31 protein-coding genes and 1 pseudogene are annotated in these 24,276 nt (G+C 46.8%); 23 read left to right on the forward strand and 9 right to left on the reverse strand.

Features of this window, described 5'->3' with window-relative positions:
• Positions 1-2 precede the first annotated feature (2 nt).
• From KNO94_RS11795 to KNO94_RS11820, 6 genes are all read left to right on the forward strand, one after another.
• Positions 3-2,162, forward strand: coding sequence for a 3'-5' exonuclease (locus KNO94_RS11795; RefSeq protein ID WP_214779932.1), 2,160 nt, complete (start codon positions 3-5; stop codon positions 2,160-2,162).
• Positions 2,163-2,422: 260 nt separating this feature from the next.
• Positions 2,423-3,067 (forward strand): DUF3841 domain-containing protein, encoded by a 645-nt coding sequence (locus KNO94_RS11800; RefSeq protein ID WP_214779934.1) that lies wholly within the window; start codon positions 2,423-2,425, stop codon positions 3,065-3,067.
• A 193-nt stretch (positions 3,068-3,260) separates the two neighbouring features.
• Entirely contained in the window at positions 3,261-4,208 is a 948-nt protein-coding gene (locus tag KNO94_RS11805; protein WP_214779936.1) for a sugar-binding transcriptional regulator, read from the forward strand.
• A gap of 4 nt (positions 4,209-4,212) precedes the next feature.
• Positions 4,213-4,902 (forward strand): ribose 5-phosphate isomerase A, encoded by a 690-nt coding sequence (rpiA, locus tag KNO94_RS11810; protein WP_214779938.1) that lies wholly within the window; start codon positions 4,213-4,215, stop codon positions 4,900-4,902.
• Positions 4,899-5,867, forward strand: a complete 969-nt coding sequence (locus KNO94_RS11815) for a Gfo/Idh/MocA family protein (protein ID WP_214779940.1) — start codon at positions 4,899-4,901, stop codon at positions 5,865-5,867. The genes rpiA and KNO94_RS11815 overlap by 4 nt, the downstream gene beginning before the upstream one ends.
• A complete protein-coding gene (locus KNO94_RS11820) occupies positions 5,851-6,372 on the forward strand; it encodes a VOC family protein (RefSeq protein WP_214779942.1) in 522 nt (173 codons plus the stop codon). Before KNO94_RS11815 ends, KNO94_RS11820 begins: the two co-directional genes overlap by 17 nt.
• A 42-nt stretch (positions 6,373-6,414) precedes the next feature.
• Here the strand turns inward: KNO94_RS11820 and KNO94_RS11825 are convergent, their stop codons facing one another.
• The 3 genes from KNO94_RS11825 to KNO94_RS15435 form a co-directional block, all read right to left on the reverse strand.
• A complete protein-coding gene (locus KNO94_RS11825; RefSeq protein WP_214779944.1) occupies positions 6,415-7,122 on the reverse strand; it encodes an ABC transporter permease in 708 nt (235 codons plus the stop codon).
• A complete protein-coding gene (locus tag KNO94_RS11830) occupies positions 7,119-7,967 on the reverse strand; it encodes an ABC transporter ATP-binding protein (protein WP_074034792.1) in 849 nt (282 codons plus the stop codon). Before KNO94_RS11830 ends, KNO94_RS11825 begins: the two co-directional genes overlap by 4 nt.
• Before the next feature lie 130 nt (positions 7,968-8,097).
• Positions 8,098-9,078 carry a LytTR family transcriptional regulator DNA-binding domain-containing protein gene (locus KNO94_RS15435; RefSeq protein ID WP_214779946.1) on the reverse strand — a complete coding sequence of 327 codons (981 nt, stop codon included), beginning with the start codon at positions 9,076-9,078 and terminating at the stop codon, positions 8,098-8,100.
• Positions 9,079-9,224: 146 nt separating this feature from the next.
• On the opposite strand from KNO94_RS15435, the gene KNO94_RS11840 reads away from it, so the two are divergent.
• A complete protein-coding gene (locus KNO94_RS11840; RefSeq protein WP_214779948.1) occupies positions 9,225-9,539 on the forward strand; it encodes a nucleotide pyrophosphohydrolase in 315 nt (104 codons plus the stop codon).
• 19 nt (positions 9,540-9,558) lie between these two features.
• Here KNO94_RS11840 and KNO94_RS11845 read toward each other — a convergent pair whose 3' ends face one another.
• Positions 9,559-10,134, reverse strand: a complete 576-nt coding sequence (locus KNO94_RS11845) for a cysteine hydrolase family protein (protein ID WP_214779950.1) — start codon at positions 10,132-10,134, stop codon at positions 9,559-9,561.
• A 144-nt stretch (positions 10,135-10,278) separates the two neighbouring features.
• Here KNO94_RS11845 and KNO94_RS11850 point away from each other — a divergent pair, with 144 nt between their 5' ends.
• Together KNO94_RS11850 and KNO94_RS11855 are read left to right on the forward strand one after the other, a co-directional pair.
• Positions 10,279-10,701, forward strand: a complete 423-nt coding sequence (locus KNO94_RS11850; protein ID WP_214779952.1) for an Lrp/AsnC family transcriptional regulator — start codon at positions 10,279-10,281, stop codon at positions 10,699-10,701.
• Positions 10,702-10,787: 86 nt separating this feature from the next.
• Positions 10,788-11,423, forward strand: coding sequence for a DUF3841 domain-containing protein (locus KNO94_RS11855; protein WP_214779953.1), 636 nt, complete (start codon positions 10,788-10,790; stop codon positions 11,421-11,423).
• Between the two features lie 25 nt (positions 11,424-11,448).
• On the opposite strand, the gene KNO94_RS11860 is transcribed toward KNO94_RS11855, so the two are convergent.
• On the reverse strand, positions 11,449-11,673 hold the full coding sequence (locus tag KNO94_RS11860; RefSeq protein WP_214779955.1) for a hypothetical protein: 225 nt from the start codon (positions 11,671-11,673) through the stop codon (positions 11,449-11,451).
• A gap of 127 nt (positions 11,674-11,800) precedes the next feature.
• Between KNO94_RS11860 and KNO94_RS11865 the strand changes: the two genes are divergently transcribed.
• Both KNO94_RS11865 and KNO94_RS11870 read left to right on the forward strand, forming a co-directional pair.
• Positions 11,801-12,337 (forward strand): DUF3841 domain-containing protein, encoded by a 537-nt coding sequence (locus KNO94_RS11865; RefSeq protein WP_214779957.1) that lies wholly within the window; start codon positions 11,801-11,803, stop codon positions 12,335-12,337.
• Positions 12,334-13,077, forward strand: a complete 744-nt coding sequence (locus KNO94_RS11870) for a nucleotidyltransferase domain-containing protein (protein ID WP_214779959.1) — start codon at positions 12,334-12,336, stop codon at positions 13,075-13,077. Before KNO94_RS11865 ends, KNO94_RS11870 begins: the two co-directional genes overlap by 4 nt.
• Here KNO94_RS11870 and KNO94_RS11875 read toward each other — a convergent pair.
• The gene (locus tag KNO94_RS11875; protein WP_214779961.1) at positions 13,074-13,349 is read right to left on the reverse strand and encodes a hypothetical protein; all 276 of its coding nucleotides are present in this window, start codon (positions 13,347-13,349) and stop codon (positions 13,074-13,076) included. The two genes, KNO94_RS11870 and KNO94_RS11875, sit on opposite strands and share 4 nt — an antisense overlap.
• 70 nt (positions 13,350-13,419) lie before the next feature.
• On the opposite strand from KNO94_RS11875, the pseudogene KNO94_RS11880 reads away from it, so the two are divergent.
• From KNO94_RS11880 to KNO94_RS11935, 12 genes and pseudogenes are all read left to right on the forward strand, one after another.
• Positions 13,420-14,469 (forward strand): annotated as a pseudogene (locus tag KNO94_RS11880) (flavin monoamine oxidase family protein); the annotation flags it as partial.
• Between the two features lie 107 nt (positions 14,470-14,576).
• Positions 14,577-15,026, forward strand: a complete 450-nt coding sequence (locus tag KNO94_RS11885; protein WP_214779965.1) for a hypothetical protein — start codon at positions 14,577-14,579, stop codon at positions 15,024-15,026.
• A gap of 13 nt (positions 15,027-15,039) precedes the next feature.
• A complete protein-coding gene (locus KNO94_RS11890; protein ID WP_214779966.1) occupies positions 15,040-15,498 on the forward strand; it encodes a hypothetical protein in 459 nt (152 codons plus the stop codon).
• Between the two features lie 9 nt (positions 15,499-15,507).
• Positions 15,508-16,011, forward strand: coding sequence for a hypothetical protein (locus KNO94_RS11895; RefSeq protein WP_214779968.1), 504 nt, complete (start codon positions 15,508-15,510; stop codon positions 16,009-16,011).
• Positions 16,008-16,493: a hypothetical protein gene (locus KNO94_RS11900; RefSeq protein WP_214779970.1), complete on the forward strand. Its 486-nt coding sequence runs from the start codon at positions 16,008-16,010 to the stop codon at positions 16,491-16,493. The genes KNO94_RS11895 and KNO94_RS11900 overlap by 4 nt, the downstream gene beginning before the upstream one ends.
• Positions 16,468-16,950, forward strand: a complete 483-nt coding sequence (locus KNO94_RS11905; protein ID WP_214779972.1) for a hypothetical protein — start codon at positions 16,468-16,470, stop codon at positions 16,948-16,950. Before KNO94_RS11900 ends, KNO94_RS11905 begins: the two co-directional genes overlap by 26 nt.
• Positions 16,951-17,053: 103 nt before the next feature.
• Positions 17,054-17,992 carry a DMT family transporter gene (locus KNO94_RS11910; protein ID WP_214779974.1) on the forward strand — a complete coding sequence of 313 codons (939 nt, stop codon included), beginning with the start codon at positions 17,054-17,056 and terminating at the stop codon, positions 17,990-17,992.
• A gap of 13 nt (positions 17,993-18,005) precedes the next feature.
• Complete coding sequence (locus KNO94_RS11915; protein WP_214779976.1) at positions 18,006-18,431, forward strand: DMT family transporter; 426 nt, start codon at positions 18,006-18,008, stop codon at positions 18,429-18,431.
• A 12-nt stretch (positions 18,432-18,443) separates the two neighbouring features.
• A complete protein-coding gene (locus KNO94_RS11920; protein ID WP_214779978.1) occupies positions 18,444-19,103 on the forward strand; it encodes a Crp/Fnr family transcriptional regulator in 660 nt (219 codons plus the stop codon).
• A gap of 12 nt (positions 19,104-19,115) precedes the next feature.
• A complete protein-coding gene (locus KNO94_RS11925) occupies positions 19,116-19,589 on the forward strand; it encodes a DMT family transporter (RefSeq protein ID WP_214779980.1) in 474 nt (157 codons plus the stop codon).
• Positions 19,590-20,046: 457 nt separating this feature from the next.
• On the forward strand, positions 20,047-20,532 hold the full coding sequence (locus KNO94_RS11930; RefSeq protein WP_214779982.1) for a hypothetical protein: 486 nt from the start codon (positions 20,047-20,049) through the stop codon (positions 20,530-20,532).
• The gene (locus KNO94_RS11935; RefSeq protein ID WP_214779984.1) at positions 20,525-21,001 is read left to right on the forward strand and encodes a hypothetical protein; all 477 of its coding nucleotides are present in this window, start codon (positions 20,525-20,527) and stop codon (positions 20,999-21,001) included. The genes KNO94_RS11930 and KNO94_RS11935 overlap by 8 nt, the downstream gene beginning before the upstream one ends.
• Positions 21,002-21,111: 110 nt before the next feature.
• Here the strand turns inward: KNO94_RS11935 and KNO94_RS11940 are convergent, their stop codons facing one another.
• The 3 genes from KNO94_RS11940 to KNO94_RS11950 form a co-directional block, all read right to left on the reverse strand.
• The gene (locus KNO94_RS11940) at positions 21,112-21,840 is read right to left on the reverse strand and encodes an ATP-binding cassette domain-containing protein (RefSeq protein WP_214779986.1); all 729 of its coding nucleotides are present in this window, start codon (positions 21,838-21,840) and stop codon (positions 21,112-21,114) included.
• A gap of 9 nt (positions 21,841-21,849) precedes the next feature.
• Positions 21,850-22,575 carry a hypothetical protein gene (locus KNO94_RS11945; RefSeq protein ID WP_214779989.1) on the reverse strand — a complete coding sequence of 242 codons (726 nt, stop codon included), beginning with the start codon at positions 22,573-22,575 and terminating at the stop codon, positions 21,850-21,852.
• A gap of 113 nt (positions 22,576-22,688) precedes the next feature.
• The gene (locus KNO94_RS11950) at positions 22,689-24,185 is read right to left on the reverse strand and encodes a phytoene desaturase family protein (RefSeq protein WP_214779991.1); all 1,497 of its coding nucleotides are present in this window, start codon (positions 24,183-24,185) and stop codon (positions 22,689-22,691) included.
• Between the last annotated feature and the right edge of the window lie 91 nt (positions 24,186-24,276).

Raw genomic sequence — 24,276 nt, forward strand, 5'->3', positions numbered from 1 at the left:
AAGTGACGGCTGTTATAGAGCAAGAACAAAAAAGATTGAATGATTTTTGCACAATCATTGAATCTCATTTAACGGGAAAAGATACTAAAGAAAAACCGGGTCTTGAATCAAGCGACTATGAAATGATTGACATGCGAGGACATTCACGTCAATCGGAAAGCGCACAGGAACGCCAAAAGTATGAGGACGCCCTGAAAGAACTGTATTCGTTCACATTCGTAATTGAGGACGAAGGTGAAGAAGAGATTTATCCGGTCGGGAAGTTCGGCGTGGCGCATCCTAGTTCACCTGAGATCCCCCTCGTTTTGGATTGGCGGAGTGAGATGGCGATGCGTGCGTCTATGTTTAACGGGGAGGCGATTGAGACGCCAGGTGGTGACATCATCGGGATGACACAGCTTGAGCTTGATCGAAGACAGCGACGTGTCGTTCAGGCAAATCATCGTCGTGCTCCAAAACGGCAACCGAGCTCACTGACAAAACGATTTACCGAGCAAATCAAATCGACATTCAAAAAGCCGTCGACGGTGCCTGACGTCCCAAAAGAGAGTTTTATGGAGAAAGAGTTGACGAAGAAGCAAAAAGATCGTTCTATTGATGGATTCATTGCAACACGGCAAGCCGAACAAAACCACATTATCCAGGCACCCGTGAATACATATATGATTGTCCAAGGGGCGGCGGGAACTGGGAAATCGTTAACGGCGCTACATCGTATGTCTTATTTGCAGTATCAAGATGAACGCCGAAAGATGCTTTATTTAGCTCCGAACGAAGCGACGATTCATCAACTGTTGAAGGATGCGGAGCATTTACAAATTCAATCAGTTTCTACAATGGCATTTGATGATTTTGCGGTTCAATTGAACAAAAAGTTTTTAAATCAGAATGGCCATTTGGAATTACTTCCGCTGTATGAATCGAACCATTTAATCAAGTGGGTTGATGAGGCGCTGGCAGAATGGAACGAAGACATCTGTGAAACTTTTTTTAGTTATGAACCAATGGATGAGTTAGTTTATTTACATGAAAAAGCAATTGATATGTGGATGTCCGGAAATGGGACATTTCACGAAAAGAGATTGCGGATTCTTCAAACGATTCGAAGTGAACTTGAAAAAATCCATATTTTAAATAAAAAGGACTATGAACAAGAGTATATTGAAGCAGCATCGATTTGGACAAAATACTTGTATGATGAAAAACGTCAAAAATTAAGTGAATTGATGAAAGAGAATTTTAAAAATCGATTACTATCCGAAAAGAAAAAGCGAGAAGCGTTTTTGAACTTTTGGAGTGAAATCTTACGAATTGATGCCGAAACAGTTTGGAAGATGCTAAAAAATCCATTGATGCTTGAACACATGAAAGTAGATGTGGATGAGACCCTATTGAAGGCATGGCATAAATATAAATCTCCGACAAGATTAGATCTCTTCCTCTGGATGTATCTTCACTATGAAACAAATGGGTATCCTGAAAAATGGAGCCATCTCTTTGTTGATGAAGCCCAGACGCTTCGTCCGCTCGATTTAATGGTGCTCGAAAAAATCTGTCATGGGATGACGATATTCGGAGATACGCTACAAAGCTATCAAGCGTTTGACATGGAGTCATGGGATTCAATTAAAACTCATGGAAAGTCAAAATGGCGCATCGAGTATCTAACGAAAGCATTCCGAACGACAAAACCTATTATTAATTTTGCTAAAGAAATACTGTATGATTCAGATCACGATACGACATGGATTGATCCATTTAACCGAGATGGGCAACCTATCGAATTTCTAGTGACAAAGAAAAGTAGAGAAATAAAAGAAGTACTGGCTCGTTGGAGAAAACAACAATTTACGATTTGTATAATCACACCAACATTAGAACGCGCACAGTTCTTACACGCAAAACTTAATTTACGTACTCAACTAATTGTATCTGATACTACTAAAGTTGGAGAAGAAATTGTTATTTCTACAGTAGACTACTTGCGCGGTATGGAATTTGATGCAGTGCTTTTAATGGATGTCGATCAAGAAAACTATCCTGAATTTCCACAGGAGGCGCGGCGATTATATGTCTCATTGACACGAGCCTTACATGAAGTAGTTGTTCATACGACAGAAGACTATTCATTGCTATTCCGCAGCATACAATTCAGAAAATAGAAAATCGAATTACATGATATGAAAAAAACAAAGTGTGAGTAGTTTTTGACAAAATCAAGCGTAGTAAAATCTTATGTCGTTGAAAAGCGGAGATAGAAAATATAAGATGTAAGACCCCATCAATAAACCAATTACTTATGGCCTTTTTAAATTGAGATACTTGGATAATAAATAAAACACCTATGCATTTTTTGTACATTCCTATCTTCAAGACTTTTTGTATGGTGAATGCATATGATATATGAAAGGTTGGAGAATGATTGGGGATTTATTATACATATCAGCATGAAGACGCTTGGAAAGCAGCATTGGAACGAGGGTATCTACAAGGTGATCCTCAGTACGCTTTTTTCAACGACGAAGGATTTGAATTTTTTAAACCAGCCTATGATTGGATGGTTGAACAATATGAGCAACGAATTGGAATTTCGTTATGTGGGAACTATCCGGTCTGGTGTTGGGATGAGTTTCCTGACTTGAGCAGGGGTGGACATATCGGACAAGGAAACAAAGGTGTTGTGTTGACGGTTGAATTACCGGGGGATCAAGTACTAGCTTCAGAAATTTCATTTTGGGAGTTTGTTCCGTATCACTCTACTTTTTGCGATACAGCCGAGGCCTTTGATCACAGGGAAAATATTGATCCGGCCTATACCCGAAAGTCATGGGAAAAAATCTTTGATAAAAAATGGTGTGAGGAGATGGCGATTCATCGGTCTATCGAGGCACCAGACTATCAATACGTGATTCATCGCATTGAACTGCATCAGGTTCGGGCAGTCATGCCTTTTCGGGACTTGGATGATTGTTTGTTGGACCGGGTTCGCGGATTAGCCTGGAAGCTCAGTTATAATCTTGGCTTGAAGAAGTCGATTCCGTTTAGTTTAGAAAAGCAGAAACGCTAAGCAATATGATGTTTTCTACCAAGCCTTCCATTGTGAAGGCTTTTTCTTATTCTCAAGCAAAGGAGAAAGTTGTGTTGCCATCGCATGTACGATTTGTTTGTCTGTCCCTAGTAGCCGATTGCCTTTTCTAAACATACCTCTTGTTGCACAATTGTTCATTTAATTGTACATTTGTGCAAAGGAGTGTGACTGAATGTCAGAAGAACTGAAGAGGCTTTACGAAGTAGCGCACTTGTATTACGAACAGAATCAAACACAACATCAGATTGCAGAGACGCTCGATGTCAATCGGGCCACGGTTAGTCGCATGTTAAAACGTATTCGGGAATTAGGAATCGTGAAATTTCAAATCGATTATGATCGCTATCAATCGATTGACGTGGCAGCTCAACTAAAAGAGCAGTTCGGTCTAAAGCATGTCATCCTTGTACCTGAAAAGTCAGGTCAACGCGAAGAGACGTTACAGCGTATGGGGGAAGCGTGCGCAACATATGTTGAGTCGATGGTGACTGATGACGATGTGATCGGTTTTTCTTGGGGGACAGCACTCGCTTCCGTCGTGGAAGCACTCACGCCGAAAGAAGTGTATTCAAGTATCCAATGTGTGCCCCTCATCGGTGGACCGGACGGAAAACTCGAAAGTCGTTTTCATGCGAATACGTTGGCGTATGACGCCTCACGGAAATGGCGTGGACGTTCTAAACTAATCGATGTTCCTGCTATTTTACCGAATGCTGCCATCAAACAAGCATTGACGAAATCAACACATGCTCAAGAAGTCGTAGAGCTATGGGGGCGGATGAACATCGCCCTCTTTGGAATCGGTTCGGCCCAACTGAATCAAGAATCCAATTGGCTGGCTTTCTATGGACAAACGTTTACCGAAGAAATGAACGACCTCCAAATCATCGGAGATCTTTGCTCGCACTTTTATAATCAAAATGGAGAGACCGTGACCACTTCATTATCGGATCGAACAGTCCATATTGAACATCAACAACTCGCAAAGGTGCCACTTAAAATTGGGGTGGCCTATGGAAGTGAGAAAGTAGAGGCGATTCGAGTCGCAGCCGAGCATCAGCTAATTGATGTCATCGTGACAACTGATCGTACGGCACAACAACTGTTACAGGGGGAATGAACAGATGGATGTGAAAGAGAAGTGTGCGGAAGCCGCGCTCCCTTGGATTGAATCGGGGATGACAATCGGTCTTGGGGGTGGCAGTACGATTCAACACCTCATCAATAGGATTCATACGAATCAACTGGACGTAACTATCGTGACACCTTCATTTGTGACACGACGTGCTTGTCTTGAAAAAGGGCTTCGGGTTGTCGAGACGGGGGATGTCTCACTGATCGACCTTGCTTTTGACGGGTGTGACCAAGTCGATACACGACACCACGCCTTGAAGAGTGGAGGCGGGATTCATACGGAAGAAAAACTCATTGCAACCATGACGACGCGATATGTATTACTAGTGGATGACTCTAAATTTGTGGAACGATTGACGTTTGATCATCCGGTTGTCTTAGAAGTTCTTCCACAAGCATTCACCTATGTGAGCGAGAAAGTCCGAAAGCTCCCATGGGTGAAATCTCTACAAGTTCGTCAAAGTTTGAACAGTGATGGGGCTTTGGTGACGATGAACGGAAACCGATTACTCGACGTGATCGTCCGTCCGTCTGAAGATTCGATTGAGGTGCACCACCAGTTATCTCAAGTACGTGGCGTGGTTGATACGTCCTTGTTCACAGATGTCGTCACGCACGTCATCGTCGCATCGCATCATGATACAGTTGTCTATCCAACAGAAACGGGGGAAGTGAAATGAAGCAATGGGGAATCATTGGACCAGGTGCGATAGCGACAGAATTCGCTCGAGCACTCGCGCAATCAGAGGGGGTTGCCTACGGAGTGTGGGGACGAGACGTTGAAAAGTCCGAACAATTTGCGCAAAAATATGGGATAAAACAGGTCTACCAAACGTTAGATGAGATGTTGTCGTCACCTGACATCGACATTGTCTACGTAGCGACGCCTCATCATCTTCACTATTCGATGATGGAACAAGCCATCGCACATGGAAAGCATGTCCTTTGCGAAAAAGCCATCACACTAAACAGTGAAGAGCTCGAGAACATTCAACGTCTGGCTGATGATCAAGGGGTGATTGTGCTCGAAGCAATGACGATTTATCATATGCCGCTCTTTGAAGAGTTGAGACGTCGTGTTCAGGCAGGTGCAATCGGACGGGTCAATATGATTCATGTGACGTTCGGCAGTTATAAAGAAGATGATCCGTCCAACCGATTCTTCAATCCGGAATTGGCTGGGGGTGCGATGCTCGATATCGGGACGTACGCCTTATCGTTCGCTCGAAATTTCTTGGACGAAGAAGTAGTGGAAGTGTTGACGACGATGAAACCATACAAAACCGGGGTCGATGAACAATCGAGTATGATCCTTCGTACAGGTTCTGATCAAATGGTGAACATTACCCTTGCGATGCGTACGAAGTTACCGAAGCAAGGAGTAGTCGCCGGAGAAGAGGGGTACATTACCGTCAATGCGTTTCCTCGTGCGACGGAGGCGACCATCACGTACACGAAAGATGGCTCGGTTGAGACCGTTCAGCTCGGGGAGACGGAGCAGGCATTACGCTATGAAATCGACGCGATGCATCGTGTCATTTCTGGTGAATCTGACGAGACGCGACTTTATTCACGGGATGTCATGACGTGGATGGATCGGATCCGTCAACAATGGAAGGGGACTCATCATGAACAGAGGAATTGATCACATCGGAATGACGGTGCCTTCTATTGAGGAGGCAACTACTTTTTTGAAAGATGCGTTCCACGCTGAGATTTGCTATGACGTGCAACGTCCAGAAGATGAACCGATGCAAGGGAAAGAGGCAGAGCAACAACTGGACTTACCAGACGGACAACAAATCATCCATATGCGGCTGCTCCAAATCAAATCAGGACCGTCTATCGAGTTGTTTCAAGTCGCACGAGTAAATGAAACTGAACCGACAGGAATCTCATCGTACGGTTTACATCATTTCGCAATCTATGTGGATGATATGCAAGAGGCGGCTCAGCGCTTTGAACGTGCGGGTGGACAGTTGTTATCAAAACCACACCCGTTAGCCGGCGTCGAAGACAATGGGGATAACCAAGGTGTATACGGGAAGGCACCGTGGGGGTCGCTCATCGAGCTGATTGCCTATCCGGATGGAATTGATTATCCTGCGTCGAGTGAACAGGAGCGTTGGACACCGGCGGAACATAAATGAGTATATACGAAAAGAATCGCCCTTTCTCAGGCGATTCTTTTTTCAGTCCGTCTGTTTCCGGTTATACATCACGACGCTACCGACGAATGCTGCAAGCGCCCAAGCAGTTAGCAACCCAAGCTCTAGCCCGACGCTACCGAAGTTCGCACCGTCTTCCACTTGACGAGCCACATCAATCAAGAGCACGTTCGGTAAATACTCAAGCACTCCGATGATGGCGAACCGATCTTGTAGTGGTAACAACATCGGTGAGAACGAGAAGAAAAAGAACGGCAACATGACAATCAATGAAGCTTCCATGACCGTCTTCGTCATCAAGCCGAACATCGTTCCGATTCCGATATAAAAGAATGTTGAAACGATGAGCGCGAGGGCGATCACAGCCAGATTTTGTGGAGCATAATCCATCAAAAATGACGAGGCTACGATGAGGATCATCGTCGTCACGAATGTGAGAGCGCTCTTTCCGAGCAAGATGTCGAGCATGCTCGCTGGGGACAACATGAGCCCGCGAAGCGTGTTCTTCTCCTTTTCTTCGGCAATCAATGCACACTGCACAAAGATCGCGACGAGGCTGAACGTGATGTTGATGACGAAGTACGTGATGTCGACGCCACCGTCACCGATTCGCGAATAGAAGACAGCGAAGAAGAGCGGCATGATCAAGGTCGACGAGACGAACAAGTTTCGAGACAAATCTTTATAGTCTTTTTGGAAAATGGCGAGTGCGCGTTTCATTGAAAAAGTCATGATAATTTCCTCCCTGTCACTTCGATAAAGATGTCGCCGAGTGTCGGCTCATTGGAGTGAATCGATGCGATATTTTTAGCACGCATCTGTTTATGGAGCCAGTCCGCGCCTTCGTCGGTTTGCGTCACTTCATGCGTCTGACCGTTGTTCAATTCAACTCGCATCGATCCCGTCGCATATTTCCTGCGCAATACGTTCGGGGCATCGAGCAGTTGAATCGACCCTTGATGTAAGAAAGCGACACGGTCACAGAGCTCTTCGGCTTCTTGCATGTCGTGGGTCGTTAAAAATATGGTCGTTCCGTTTGCCTTCAACCGTTCAATCCCTTTATAGATATGTCGAGAGTTGACCGGGTCGAGAGCCGAGGTCGGTTCATCTAGAAACAGGAGCTCTGGCTCATGAAGAAGGGCGCGTGCGAGCGTCACCCGTTGCAACATCCCTCTAGAGAGTTTGTCGATGCGCTTTTTCCGTTCCCCGCTAAGATTGACCATGTTCAATACCTCATCGATCCGAGTCTTTGGTTCATCATAGAGGTCACAATATAAGCTCAAGTTCTCTTCTATAGAAAGTCGTGTATAGAGACCGCTATTGTCCGTCAACACGCCGATGCGTTTGCGGTACTGTTCTTGTTTCAAGTCAGCGACCGGCACACCGAATACGGTGGCATCGCCAGCTGTCTGTGCGAGTTGTGACGTCAAAATTTTAATCGTTGTCGTCTTTCCTGAGCCACTCGGTCCCAAGAAGCCGAACACTTCCCCTTTTCCGACTGTAAACGTCACATCATGTAACGCTTCCTCGTTCCCAAACAATTTCTTCAACCCGTTCACTTGAATGATTGGTTCCATTCCCGTTCCTCCTTGTCGATGTCGTCTTGCTTGCCTCTATCGTATAAGGAATAAAGGGGGACCGCATTCAAATGGCGATAAATGGCGCATATCAGGAGGTGAACGAAGCGAATGGAACTATGAATGGAGACTATTTGAGCCCCATCATCGTCTTCAGTTCTGCCATTTTTGTCTTAGATAACGGAATCGTCGTCTTCTCTGAATCATCCAAGACGAGACTGAAGCTGTTTTTCGTATAGGTGATGACTTCGCGGACACGTTGTAAGTTCACGAGATAGGACCGATGGCAACGGAAGAAACCATACGGGGTCAATCGTGTCTCGAGCTCGTTCATCGTGAAGACGCTCGGGAACTGCTCAGATTCACTATGTAAAATCGATTGGCCGTCCTGGCTCTCAATGAAGTCGATTTCAGGAGGGTCGAGTAAGATGATTTTTTCGTTCACTTTCGTCGGGATCTTTTCGAAACGGACATGGATAACCTCAGATGAGATTTCTGTCTCATCCGTTTCTTCTGGTTCCACGTCTAACAGGCGTAAGTGACGATGGTCGATCCGATAAACGGTCGATGTCATGAAGAGCGCACTTTCCATGTTGCTCGTCAACACGAGGACGGCTTTTTGTCTCGACGTCAATGTCTGTAACGCATCGCGTAAAAGATGGCGTGTCTCTTGGTCCACGTCTTGGTCAGGTTCTTCAAACACATACAGGTCACGATCCTGGAGAAGCAGCGCGGCGTACTGCGTGCGTCTGACAAGAGAGCGATTAAGACGGTGGAGGCGGTGCTTGCGGTAAGTCGTGAGTTGGAGTTGCTGCATCACCGAGTCGACCGAGTCAGTTGAATCATATAGGCGCTTGGTAAAGCGTAAATACTCCTCGATGGTGAGTCGCTCGTATAAACCGTCCCGTATGGAGAAGAGGGATAGTGTTGAAGGGTGGTCGATGTTCCCGGTATAAGTCGTGATTTCCTGACTGATGAGACCGAAGATGATTTCTCGGGAAATGAAGCCACAGTGGACAGCCGCTAACTCGCCTGGTTGAATCGTAAATGAAATGTTTTCGAGAATGAGTGTGTCTTGTTGGCGCACCGAGACGTTTTGGAAAGTAAGCACCAAATCCCTCCCTTTTTAGTTGGAGTATAACATTTTACAGAGAAGGGCTTAAGAGGAAGATGATTACACATGGAGGTTACATCTTTTGGTAAAATGGAATAGAGTTTGAAGAGACAAAAAACCTTTACGATGAGGATGTGGAGCATATGAACGAAGTGCAACGATTAATGGACGAGATCATTAAATTCCGTGATGAGCGCGACTGGGCGTTTCATCATAATCCGAAAGACTTGGCGCTATCGTTATCGCTTGAGGCAAGTGAGCTCCTTGAGGTATTCCAATGGGTGTCGAGTGAAGAAGCGCTTGAGACGAAGAAGACGGAGATGGAAGAGGAATTGGCAGACGTGTTGATTTACGCGTTGACGTTCGCTCACGCTGCTGGAATCGATGTCTCGAAAGCAATTGAAGACAAGCTCGTGAAAAACGCAGTGAAGTATCCGAGTCCTCAGTCGAACGCATAAAATAAAGAAGTACAATCCATCAGGACTGTACTTCTTTTTGTAACACATCTTTCATGACCTCATTTGTCGTTTGAATCGATGCAAATTCTTCATTCAAACTAGCGAGTGACACGTCATGGATGATCGCTGCGGGGATCCATGCCCCACTGATTGATTGACGGTCGAACGTTGCCGTCGCGTCGGAGACGACGATTGGGTTGAATCCTAAGTTTCCCGCCATCCGTGCGGTCGTCTCGACACAATGGTTCGTGATTAATCCGGTGATGACGATCTGTGTCGCACCAAGTGATTCGAGTCGTTCCTGTAAGTCCGTTCCGATGAAGGCGCTATTCACCTGTTTCGTCAGGATGACATCTTGTTCACGAGGTTGTATAAAGTCTTGGAACAAATGACCGTCTTTTTTGAAATAGAAGAGTGAGGTTGGAACGTTCGTGACATGTTGGACGTAGATGATTGGTTGATTTTGAGCTTCCCACGCTTCAATCAACCGTGCGATATTCTCTTCACATTGTGGATTGTTGCGGTTTCCCCAGCTTGGATCATGAAAGGCTTGTTGGACATCGATGATGAGTAATGGAACGACTGTTGTTTGCATGTTGATTCCCCCTTGAATTGGTTACTTCAAGTGTATGCAACGGAGGAATACAGATACATAGAGGTTTGACGGAAGTTTCAGCGAATGACTTAAGAAAGAACGGATTATGTACCGTTTCACTTTATTTTGAAAGGTGAATGCCAAGTGGATGAAATAGACCGCCATATTCTTGAATTGATGCAACAACAAGCCCGGATTTCGATGACCGAATTAGGACGACAGATTGGATTGTCTACGCCTGCTGCGACCGAACGGGTGAAGCGACTCGAAGAACGTGGAGTCATCACAGTCTATCGGGCTGTCATCAATCCCGAAAAGATGGACAAACACGTAACCGCCTTTATTCTTTATGACACCCATCGTTGTGAGGCGTTCCGTGAATTTTGTCGTCAACAGCCGTCTGTCATCGAATGTCATCGTCTAGCCGGGCAGTATAGTTACCTCGTCAAAGTGGTGACGGAGAACGTACGCACAATAGAGACGTTCATCGATGAGTCGATGGAATACGGTCGTCCCTCATCTTTGATAAATCTATCTTCACCCGTATCATTCAGACCTATCATATAATATGACCGGGTTATTTTTTTATCGTAGTTCTTCTGCTGAAATCTTTTAAACTAGCCGAAGAGTAACGATGAAAGGATTGAAAGGTCATGGGCATCTACTACACACATCAACGAGAAGAAGCATGGCAACAAGCTTTGAGGAAAGGATATCTTGAAGCGAGTGGAGAATATGCGTTGTTCAGTGAAGACGGGTTGGAAGAGTTCAAGCCTGCCTATGATTGGATGGTCGAACAATACGAGAAGCGTATCGGTATCTCATTAAATGGGAACTATCCAATCTGGTGTTGGGACGAGTTTCCCGATTTGGGACGGGGAGGACATATTGGTGAGGGGAACCGAGGTGTCGTCTTGACTGTTGAGATACCCGATGAAGAAGTGTTGGCATCCGAGTTTTCGTATTGGCATCATGTGCTTAGTAACTTTCCATTGTATGAGACGTTAGAAGAATATGACCGAGAAGACGAACCGGACGAACGGTTCGTGCGTCAATCGTGGGAACGTATCTTTGACAAAGCATGGTGCGAAGAGTCTGTCGCGGATCAACCTAATGTCGAATTGGTATATCAACACGTCATCCACCGAATTGATTTAACTCAAGTTCGAGCCGTTATGCCTTTTGTCGGTCGAGGCGATAGTTTATTAGACCGAGTGAGAGGGATGGGATGGCGAATCGGGCATAAGCTCGGACTCATTCGGTCTAAACCATTTGAATGGAAAGTGTGATCAGACGAAACGCAGCTAACTTAAGTCAGCTGCGTTTTGCGTTCGAATCTAATTGTTGTTCGATGTGGTCGAGACGTTCGATCAATACTTGTATCTGTTTCGAGCGTTCACGTTCCATAAAGAGTTGCTCGTCTGCTCGTTTCTCAGAACGTACGACGACATTACGAATCCACAACATACCGATGATTAGTACGGCAATTGGCAACACCGTGAAGATGAGTCCGAATAATGAAACCATGATGACGTTCATATAGACATGCCTCCCTTTCTACGTCTTCATTATACTTCCAAATACAACCAAATTAAAAGACTGTCACTGGCATTGTATCCTATATTCTCGTTACACTGAATACAGAGACTTAAAAGGAGTCGATTAAATGGCAATTTATTATACATATCAACATGCAGGTGCGTGGGAAGCCGCTAAGAAGAATGGCTTTTTATTCGGTGACCCGAACTACGGTATGCTTAAAGATGAGGAAGATGCCAATCATCGATCTGCCTACGATTGGTTGGTTGACCAATATGAGCAACGCATGAAACGATTACTGAATGGGAATGATCCCGTTTGGCTTAGTGATACTCCACCAAATGTCGCACGTGGTGGTTTTTTAGAGGTTGGGGAGCCGGGTGTCCTATTGACCGTCGAGCTACCTGATGAGGTCGTTTTAGAATTGGAAGCAGGTTATTGGATGTTCGCCTTAAATCGATGGTTCCTCTCTTTTGAAGACCGTGAGGCAGAGGACGAGGAAGAACTCCGTGCATCGTGGGAAAAGATGTTCGACCGTGAATGGTGCGAAGCAATCGTTGAGGAATATCCCGAAACGAATACGAAATATTACTATATCGTCGACCAGATTCATCTTCACCAAGTGCTTGATGTCCAAGCGTTCATTGAACAAGGTGTGTCATGAATAAGCCGACCCGACTTGGTACGGACGAGGCAGGTTACGTCATGAACCAAACATCCATCCATCACGTGCAACCTGAGTTTGAAGTGGTGCTCTTCAAAGCAATCGAATTGGTGAAAGGAGCATTCGATGAACAGCTACATAGCATATACCTTTATGGAAGTATCGGGCGCGGGACGGCCGTTGCTGGGCAATCGGATCTCGATTTGACGGTGCTCGTGCATGAGGATGTCGATGCGACGGAATTGGTGGAGCAGACGGAGCGATTGCTAATAGAGCATCCGGAAGTCATTAAAATCGACTACGATATCGGTCGTCTGGATGTGGCACTGGATCCGGCGAACCGTTTTGAATGGGGCTTTTGGCTAAGGCATCTCTGTACGTGTGTTTACGGGGAAGATGTTTCGACTCGATTCCCGTTCATGAAGCCGGATGCTCGTGTGAGCGAGGCATTGAACCAGGATTTCGTTTCCACCATCGAAACAGCTAAGTCCAAATTACTTCGTGGACAGATGTCTCATCTGGAGAAGCGCTCCATCGTGAAGCGCGTCATCCGAGGTTGGTATTTGACGATCAACGTAAAAGACGAGAGTTTTGCGGCGACCGTAGACGAATGCTTGAAAATTTTGAGACTTTACTATCCAGGCAATCAAAGGATAGAAAAAGGGAAGAAACTATTGATGCAGAATGAGATTTCTAATCAACAGCTTCTAGACTATTTGAATGAAATAGATTGGACTTAATGATGTCGTTCCTCAATCGGGATGTAACCGTTCAATCGTCTTCGTTTCACATCCGCGTCAAAGAAGAAATGAGGTACATATAGAGCGCTTGATACGTACATAATGATTACAAATTCGATTGCGATTGGCCATTGAATGATGTCGAATAAAAATAGAGACCATAGAGAGTATGAAACAAGGCATATCGCCAACGTCATCCGACCTTCTGTTCGAATAAATCGGTACAGGATGCGCATTAATACGATATAAGGGAAGAAGAGATAATAGCACATATTTTTCAATTGATGTCGTCCTTTCTAGAACAGATCCAATCATCTAACTCAGTATAATCGAGGAGAGACGGACGACAAAGGAGAATTTACAATGAAATCAATCGCCATCATCGGAGCCGGTGTCAGCGGGCTCTATGCCGCGACCCAACTTCACCAAAAAGGATATAACGTTACGGTCTTTGAGGCACGTGACCGAGTCGGAGGACGTATCTTCACGAAGGATGGCTATGACCTCGGACCGACATGGTATTGGCCGTATACGGAGAAGACCATCTCTAAACTTGTGGATACACTGGGACTCGAGTCATTCCTTCAACATACGACAGGGGAGATGGTGCTCGAACGCCAGACGACGACTGCCCCGGAACGACATGTGTTGCCGGAGGAAAGCATCGTCCGATCGAAACGTGTAGTCGGCGGGATGACGAGTTTAGTGGAAGTATTATACGCAAAGTTACCCGAGGACATCGTTCGGCTAGGGCATCGCCTCACGTCCAACGACCGACAGACAGACCGAGTTCAATTGACGTTCCGAAATGGGGCGGTGTATCACGCGGACGACGTGATCCTCGCACTTCCTCCACGCATTGTCGCCAAGTTGACAATCGAACCTGAATTATCAGGATCGACACGAAATGCGCTCAAAACGACTCCGACGTGGATGGCGTCCCAAGCGAAAGCGCTCATCGTATACAAGACACCGTTCTGGCGAGAAGAGGGTCTGTCTGGCTTTGGGATGAGCTGGGTCGGTCCACTCCAAGAGATTCATGACGCCTCACCGATGAACGGACAAGGCGCGCTATTCGGATTCTTCCGTCTGTCACCGGGAGAACGAGAAGTGTTGGGAGAAGGACAAGTGAAGACGCGTGTCATCGAACAACTAGAGAAGTTATATGGTCCGAAAGCGAATGATTTTCTGGCTTTTCATTACATGGACTGGTCGACAGAATCTGAGACGGCGACATCTGACGACCTCATGCCGCTCACAGCATTCCCGGCTTACGGTCCAATCGAACTCGGTGACCGTCTCCATCTGATTGGTTCAGAGACGGATGCGCAGTTCGGGGGACATATCGAAGGGGCATTACGGTCTGTCAAGGTGATGCTCCAGAAGTTTTGAAGTGAATCGAAAGTAAAGGAAGGAGGGTTGATCCTTCCTTTTTAATTTGTAAAATAACGGAACTTTTCTCATGCTCATCCCGTATAGTGGAATAAGAGGTGAACGAGATGAACAAACAAGAACGACTACATACCATTCAACAATCAAATCGAAAGCGACTTTTGCAACGACTGTTCTTAGCGCTTCCGGCAGGTCTCGCAGTTTACTTCCTCATGCGAACGGACGGGAACATCTGGATTGGGTTCGCCATCATCGGCGGGGTGTTGCTTGCGACGCGTTACTTCTTTTCGAATGAAGCAGAGGCGATCAGTCAATTGTCGGAGCAAGAACAGGTGAAACGTGTCGTGACACTGCAGTATCATCTGGACTTCCTCTTCATCACATTGCTCGCACTCGTCAATCCGCTAGCCATTCGAATCATGGAATGGTCTTGGATTCCTGCGGTTCTTATCGGAGGGGCATTGCTTTATATTTTATGGGCTAAAGAGAAGCTCGATCAACAAATCCGCTGGCTCGACCCGGAACAACCGACACGTCGTGAGATTCGACGATTCTGAAAGGATGAATGAAATGAACAAACAAGAACGGATCAATACGATTTATCGTTATCAGCAGCGTTGGCTTTTGTTGCGCTCGATTCTTGCAATACTAATAGGAGGACTTGTCGTTCTCACGCTTCAGTCTAACGGAGAACCGATGTACACCATCCCGTTAGCGTTCACACTTACGATTATGCTTTACGTCATCGGACGAGAACGTCGCTTCGTCAGAAAGTTGACCAGTGTGGAACAAGCCAAGCGCATCATCGATTGGCAATATGTATCGGAAATGGGACTCCTCGTCTTGTTGGCGATTCTCTTCCCATTCATCGTCCTAATCAGTTGGCCGGCATGGTCGCTTTTCGTTGTCTTTTTAGGCGGGGTCATCTTATTGCAAGTCGCACAGAAAAAGCTCGACCGGCAGATGCCGCAGTATGACGAAGAGCAGCCGCTGCGCCGTGAAATCAAACTCGACTTCGTGAAAGACTGAGGTGATACCGTGGACAAAGCAGAGCGATTTGAAAGAATTGAACAGTTTGAGAAACGATATACTCGTCTCAACATCATCGTGAGCGTAGTCATGCTAGGAGTATCCATCTATTTTCTTTCGACATGGAGTCCGTATAGCATTCTTTTACCCGGTGTCGCACTTCTCTATACGACATGGCTTGAATGGAACAAGATGAAACTGCAGCAATCCTTCAACGAATCGACACGCTATCATCGATTGTTGCGGATTGATTTTACTGTCATGTTGATGAGTTTGATCTGGTTCATGATTTTGATTGGGTTGCATTTCAACGGAATCGATATCTTACCGTGGATGAATTGGACGCTACTGATCGGCGGACCGTGTCTCATATTGATTCCACTTTGGATTGATCGAAAACAGTCCGCGCTTGATGAGCACCACGTCACATCAGGCGAGTGGACCCGGGCAAACCGGGAACGTTTAAAACATACGTTAGATGATATTTCAAGGAAAGGTCGTAAGCAGTCATGACAAAGAAAGAACGGATTCAAGTAATCGGAGGATATCGGCAGTCACGAGAAACCCTCCACCTTTGGCTCACGGGAGCCCTTATTTTTTGTAACAGCTTTGTGCTCGGTTTTGACACGTGGTGGATATGGGGAATCGGTTCGGTCCTCACGGCTGTCCTACTCATAGGACTGGCGATCAAAGAAGGACGTGTCTTACAGATTTTCACGGTGGGTCGAGGCATCCTACTGACAAAACGCTTATATCGCCTCTATTCCTACTGGATTGGAGCGGTCACAGTAGCAATTCTTTTCAGTCGTCTCCAGATTGCACCTGTCGCATGGGTCATCTTCGGTCTAGGCATCGTCATGTTAGCATGGACGCACTATCAGACCGTCCAGCAATTGCGACAAGCCGACCCGGAGCAACCAACCCGAGATGAGGTGACAAAGCATTACCGCTCGTATGAAAGGAGTACATATGCTGACGAAAGAAAAGCGAATTGAACAATTGCTGGAGCAGGATGACAGTCATTGGCGTTGGGTGTGGGGTGTCGTCATCGCGACGGTCGTGATGACGCTCGTGATTGCCACGCAGTCCAAACTCTACGCACCACTCCTCGTCTTCATCAGTTTTTTCCCATATCTCTGTTTCGAGTGGCGGAAGACAAAATTGCTTCTTACCTTTAACGAGGATGCGCGGTATCAACGTCTGGTGTATACAGACTTCGGGGTCCAGTGGCTCTGCTTCGTCTTAACCATCTGCTTGTTGGCTGCCTATTATGCCGACTCGTTGTCGTCCGTCGTCGCGATTGTCGGGTTGTTCGGGATCGGTGTTTTATCGATTCTGGCACCGTATGTCATTAATCGACACTTACACACGCTCGATGCGCATCATGTACGAGGGAAAGAATTGCGCGAAGCGCGCGATCAACGCTTCCATGAGTCCAAAACGAACACCTGAGAAGGGTTCGTTTTTTGTTTGAGGACATCGGTCCTTTTCTTCTTCAGTACGGAGGCGTAAGCTGACAATATACACAGAACCAGTAGAATCGAGGAAGACATTCATGTTAGCTATTTTGATTGGATTGACGATTGGGATTTTATTGCCGATGCAGACGAGTGTCAACTCACGTTTGCGTCAGGTGGTCGGCTCCCCATTCGTTGCATCTTTTTTATCGTTTACTGTCGGGACCATCTTTTTGTCCCTATTGCTCTTATTGACCGGACAGTCATTTGGATTTGACGGCTCGGTGATTCAGGAAGGTCCGGGTTGGATGTGGATTGGCGGACTGTTAGGGGTCTTGTTCTTAACGGGAAATATCTTGCTGTTCCCAAGACTCGGGAGTGTCCAGACGGTCATCATGCCGATTTTTGGACAGATTCTGATGGGGTTGTTGATTGACCATTTCGGTTGGTTCAATTCTGTCGAACACCCAATTACGGCGCTTCGTTTGTTCGGTGTCGTGCTCGTCTTGTTCGGAGTCATCGGAACGGTCGCCTTATCCGATTGGCTCAATCGCCGAAGGGGCAAGCTGGTCGTCTCCATGGAAACGGACACGGGGAATCTGAACCTGTGGCGACTGTTTGGGATTTTCATTGGGATGATGAGCGCCACGCAAACGGCCATTAACGGCTATTTGGGAACAGTGCTCGAATCGGCTCTGAAAGGGGCATTGGTCTCTTTCGTTGTCGGAACGTTGGCGCTCTTACTCATTTTACTCGTCTCACGCCAACCCGTTCCGCTCGGTCAACTGAAAGGTCAACCGTGGTGGATTTGGCTCGGTGGGATCATTGGGGCGCTCTTCATCGGAGGAAACGTCCTCATCGTACCGATTGTCGGGACAGGGATCGCTGTCATCATCGTCATTGTCGGACTGTTATGCGGAAGTTTACTGATTGACCGCTTCGGTTGGTTCGGCGCGAAGAAGACACCGGTCACCGGGGTGCAACTCGTGAGTCTGGTTGTCATGGTCATTGGGATTGTATTGATTCGTTTATCTTAAGGGGGGGAGAACGATGCGAGGAGTATTATTTGCAATCAGCGGAGGCTTCTTTCTAACGTTACAAAGTGTTGCGAATGCTCGAATCAGTTCACAGATTGGGACGTGGCAAGCGGCGACGTTAACACAATTCACGGGATTTATCGTCACGCTCCTTGTCATGCTGGTGCTCCGGGACCGCACGTATGTCGAGATGCGGCAGGTGAAGCCGCTCTATTTATCGGGCGGAGCATTTGCGGCGATTATCTTATTTAGTAATATGACGGCCGTCCACGAACTCGGGGTCACGATGACAATCTCGTTGTTTCTCATTGCGCAACTGGCGCTCGCGCTCGTCATCGATTGGCGCGGATGGTTCGGAATGGTGCGACGGAAGTTGAACGGGATGCAGTTGTTCGGGGTGTTCATGATGATTGCAGGAGTCATCTTATTAAAATGGTAGGGGGAAACGTGCATGGTTGACGCGTATGTGAAGCAATTTGAATTGACTGTCTTACCAGAAGAAGCGCAGAACGAATTGCAGCTCGTTCGATACGAGCCAGGAGACGTCATCTGTACGCAAGGTGATGAAGCAGGGCATCTCCGCTTCTTAGTGAAGGGGAAGATTCGTGTCTCCCATACTTCTGCTACCGGCAAGCGCCTCGTCCTCTCCTTCAAATATCCGCTCGATTTGATCGGGGACATCGAATATATTCAACGGACCCCGTTTTTGAATACGGTCGAGGCGGTCACAGAAGTCGAGATGCTCGCCATCCGATTCGAGGATTTAGTACGTCACGCGCACGGAGAAGTCGCCTGGTTACATTATTTATTGGAAGAAATCACGCGAAAGTTCGAACGGAAGTCGCAGTCACTCAGCTTCAACTTGTTCTATCCTGTCGAAGTGCGCTTGGCGAGTTATCTGTTATCGATGACGCCGAATGACCAAACACTCGGCTCGACGGTCGACCAATTGACGGATATCGCTGATTTGATTGGGACGAGTTATCGTCATGTGAATCGGACGCTCCGGCGTTTCGTTGAGGCAGGATTGATTAAACGAAATCGGCGGGTAATCACGCTCGTCGATCGGGAAGGTTTGTTGGAGATTGTCGGGGAGAGCATTTATGAATAGGAGGGGAGACATATGGCGATTGGCATGATGCTTGCTGTCATCGGTGGGATGCTCGTCTGTGTGCAAAACACGTTTAACGCCAACGTCAAGAAGCGTGTCGGGGCATGGGCGACGACGACACTCGTCCTTGGACTCGGATTTTTGGCATCGCTACTCATCGGTCTGTTTCAGGAAGGTGGCGCCTTGTTCCGAGTAGATGAGATGGAGACGTGGTACTGGTTCAGTGGAATCCTCGGCGTCGGGGTCGTCATGAGTGTGACACAAGGGGTCGAGCGGCTCGGACCGAGTTACGCCCTCTCGATTGTCATGGTGTCTCAAATCTTGTTCGCGCTCCTCTGGGATACGTTAGGATGGTTCGGCTTGAAGGTCGTCCCGTTCACATGGAAAACGGTCGTCGGGATTGTGTTAATCGTTGGTGGTGTGCTCGTATTTCAGTTGAGTGGAAAGGGTAAACCAACTCGCGCGTCGATGAATCGAGCGAGTTAAATGTTAAAAAGAAGTTCCACGTTTTGAACAAGTTTGTCCATACTGCTGTCGATTTATGTGAGTATGATAGATCGGGCACATCACCGTTGACTTCTGTTCTATTGATTGACCAGATGTAACCAAAAAAATTTGAATTATTAGGAAAAAAGGATAAAAATAACAATTTGACCGAATCTTTTTTTGAAAAGACATGTATAATTTAGAAGAACAGGATAGAAGGGGGTAATGATATGCAACAAGTGATGGACATGGGATGGACAATTCTAAACTTAGGGTTGTTGACGATGATTGGAATCTTTTTATTCCGACTCCTTCGCCGGCATTCAAATTAATCAGCATCTGACAATCGTCAGGTGCTTTTTCCTTTCTAATGGGAAAACCTCGAAAGTTTGCTTATGGATTGTTAAGATATAGATATCGGTGAATTGGATGATTTTTACTGTTGGAGGTGTGTGTGGTGTTACGGGAAGAACGAATGGAGTATCTGTACGACAAATCATGGACTAAAAAGGGTCCGATCCTGGTGATTGTCATCGGTGTAGTGACAGCGCTTTGGTTATTGTTCAATGATTCAAGGATGAACCTGTCCCTGTTCATCTTTTGTGCGGCGCTGGTTATGCCGCTTTTGGTGGCGACGTGGCATAAAATCCAGTTGTTTTTACAGTTCAATGACTCATCTACGTATCAGCGCTTTATCTATTTGAAAGGGGCGGTCCAGTTCGCTCTCTTGATTGGAACTTTAGCGCTTTTGGCGCTGTATGCACTGAAATACATATCGCTTGATACATTAAGCCTTGTCTGTGCGACGTTGATTGCGAGTTGCCTCATTCTTGAGTCATGGGTCGACTGGAAGATTTTAAAGATTGATGACGAACACGTCGTCGAGAGTTTGTTGGGATTGATGAATCGGAAGAAGCAACAAAGGAGGAAGGAGAATGGATAAACAAGAACGCCTCCCCAAAATGGTGGAACAGGATTTCGACGCACGAGGAATCAGCGCAATATTTGGCATCATCGGTCTGTTTCTCTTTCTCGTTGTTTCGGTCATAAACGGTGTCACGGTGACGACGGTTGCCTTGTCTTTCCTCGTGACCCAACTGCCGTCGCTCTATCAAGCGTGGCGACGGATGAAGTTGTTACGTACATTTAACGAAGACGAGGAATACCAACGTCTCGTTCGTCGAGAATTTCAAATCATCGTCGCCATGTTTGTGTCACTTGGTGTATTCACCTTCCTTGCCAAGTTCGTATTCGATTCGATGCAGGAACTACTCGGTGTCGCATTGATTGGCATCATTCCGCTTCTCATCTTGTACGTGCCGATGGATCGTAAACTACGTGAAGCGGACCCGAATCACGTGACCAATCGAGAGTTACGACAAGCACATCGTAAACAGAAACTCAGCCCCTGACAGAGCGTCAGAGGCTGAGTTTTTTCATGAGAACATGGAGATGAGAAAGCCGCAGACGACCATGCCGATTGTATAGAATGTGAACCGGTGTCGTTCCCAAAACGAGTCATTCATCGTGTCACCGCCACATCATCAAGCGGCGTGTCGACCATCCGAACGAATGCTTCGTCCGGGTCGGTCGTTCCAGACTCGTCGAGCCAGTCTTGGAAGTCCCCTTCATATAAAACGCGTCCACCATGCAGGAAGATGACGTGAGCATCGAGTTGAGCCAAGTCGTGTAGTTGATGCGTCGAGATGAGACATGTCTTGCCCTCATCGACGAGTCGCTGGAGGCGGCGCATGATTTGAATGCGTGACGCCGGGTCGACCCCACTCGTCGGCTCATCAAATAAATAGAGAGAACGTTTGATTGAAGATAAGAGCGTCACGAAAAGCCATTTCTTCTCCCCGACGGACATCTTCCCGAGCTTCATCGTCCATAGATGTTCGAACAGTTCTTGTTCGCGAGAAGTTGAAAGGTTATTCATATACGATTCGAGTTTCTTGAAGTCGGGACGTTGCGACAGACGTCCGATGAAATAGGCGAAGTCTTTCCCCGTCAACTCATGATGGTTATACATGAGTTGTGTCAAATACAACATGTCCGTCGTCGGAACGAGGTCGAGTGATGCTTTGTCAACGGGAAGGGTACCCGTCATACAATCAAACAGTGTCGTCTTTCCGGCACCGTTCAGTCCGATTAAGACGTTTAGTTTATTCGGTTGCAGGGTGAACGAGACATCATCGAGCACAGGACGTGTCGCTTTCGGATAGCGATAAGTGAGTTGGTTTACGTGCATAAGGACCTCCTAGCGTGTCATGAGTGAGACGAGACTAAAGCGTTTCAACGCAATCACTCCGATGATGAAATATCCAAGTACGGAGAGGCATGTCGCCCATACTCCGAACGAGAGATCGACGTGAGTCGTCAGATGCAACAATCCGAGCGCGAATTGATGGAGTGCATAGAACGGATTGAGGAAGCTGAACCAGTAATCGGGTGACTTTGTCGCCAATATGAAAAGTGGGAACATCAAGATGTTCGCAAATGTCGTGAGACTCGTTATTTTGATCGGAAGTGCCGTCATGGCGACACTCGCGACCGCGAACGGGATACTTCCGAGTAAAACGAGTAAAGCTGACGCGAGTAACGTGAACGAGAAGAACCCATGAACGAGCGTGACGACCGTTGTGAATAAAAGTAAGCTAATGGAAGCGAACAAGAGCTGTGCCAAGATAACGGCGATGACATATGTCAGTTTGTTCCCGGAGATCATCACATACGTCTTCATCAATCCATATTCGCGCATGCGAGCGAGCTCCATGCCGACACCGTTCACATATGTAGCAAGTACGATGTATACCCAAAAATAAGCGATTTGTCCGTAATATTCTGCAGGTGTCGCTTGATGAACACCTGATAATGGTGTCGTCAAAGCGATGACGAGTGGAATTCCGAGTGTCCAAAAGAATGGAACTTTATCCGTGACGACAATTTTGGCGTACATAAAGAAGTAGCTGGTGATTTGATGCATGCGATTCCTCCGATTGTGAATGTAGTTGAGTTGATCGTATCACAATATACGGAAGATATTTGGGAAAAGTTTCAAAAAATAATCCCTCACAGCTAGTGAGGGATGAAAGAACATCATTTTACTTTGTCGCGCTTCGCAATCTTGTCGCTCACCTGCTGACCGCTGAGTGTCACCATCGGCATGCCACCGCCCGGGTTGACGGTCCCGCCGACAAAATAGAGGTTGTGATAAAGTTCGCTTTGTTTCTTATGCTTGAAGCCACCGTTTCGTTTTTTATCCGAGACTGTCCCGTAGATGGCGCCTCGGTCCGAACCATACGTCCGTTCGATATCGTGAGGCGTCCATACGTCACGCGTCACCGTATGTTCACGCAGCCCATCGAGTCCCATCCGTTCTAACTTATCGAGCACACGTTCCTCAAAAGCGGCATATTCTTCTTCCGTAAACGGATTGTCTTGGATATACGGGATGTGAGGCAAGATTTTTATGTTCTCATGTCCCGGTGGCGCTTGAGTCGGATCGGTCTTGTTGACGTTGACGAGGTAAATTGTCGGGTCGTCCGGAAGTTCGTGTTTCTCAAAGATTTTGTCCATCTGCTCATGTAAGTTCTCAGAGAAGAAGAAATTATGATGTGCCAGTTGTGGATATGCTTTTTTCACCCCGAGATGGAGGACGAATCCGGAGCTCGCCGGTTCATATTGATCGACGAGTTTGTCGACGTACTGCTCGTCCGCGTCGACCATCTTCTGATAGAACGGGATGACTTCCATGTTCGAGACGAAATAATCGGCGGAGCGAAGACGTCCATCTTCAAGCTCAATGGCGGTCACCTTCTCATTCACCGTATGGGCACGAACCACACCTTCTCCGGTATGTAGCTTCACACCAATCTCTTCGGCGAGCTTTGTCAATCCTTCCGCGAGTTTGTGGGTCCCACCTTCGACGTACCAACAGCCTTGGGCATACTGCATGTAAATCATCATATTGAGGACGGCCGGTGCGTTATATGGAGAGGACCCAACATATTTGACGTAATACGACAGCATGTCTCGAAGATGCGGATTACTGATGCGTTTCTTGATGGCGCTATACATCGTCGACGTCAAATCGAATCCGAACAGGGTCGGGAAAATGCCTGTTTTCATGACCGCTTCTAATGGGGATTCAAATCCTTCAGCCAAGTAGCCCTTCTCGGTCGTCTTATAAATACGGGCTGCGTAATTCAGTAGTTCCCGATATTCCTGCATATCCTTTCGAGAGAGGGAAGGGTTCGCGCGTTGCATCTGTTCGAGGTCATGATAGAGGTCGAGTACGGTTTCGTCCGGGAAAAACGAGCGCCATTCGAGCTCTAATCGTTTGATGGAAACGTAGTCCTCCATCCGTTTCCCACTTCCGCGGAACAGTTTGTCGAAAATGTGGGGCATGGTTAAAATCGAGGGTCCGAGGTCGAAGCCGAATCCGTCTTGTTCGAGCCGATTCACTTTCCCTCCGATATAATCGTTCTTTTCATAGAGTGAGACGTCGTAACCTTTTTGAGCGAGCGAGATGGCCGCTGACAATCCACCGAGCCCTCCGCCGATGACGATGACCGACTTATCCACTGATGGCATATATTCGCCGCCTTTCCGAAGTGTTATTTTCAAAAAACAGAATGAGTGCTACCTCTTCTATTCCCGTTTCCAAATGAATCGAACATGCTTT

Origin of the sequence: Exiguobacterium sp. s22 (assembly GCF_018617455.1) — a bacterium.
Classification (GTDB): Bacteria; Bacillota; Bacilli; order Exiguobacteriales; family Exiguobacteriaceae; genus Exiguobacterium.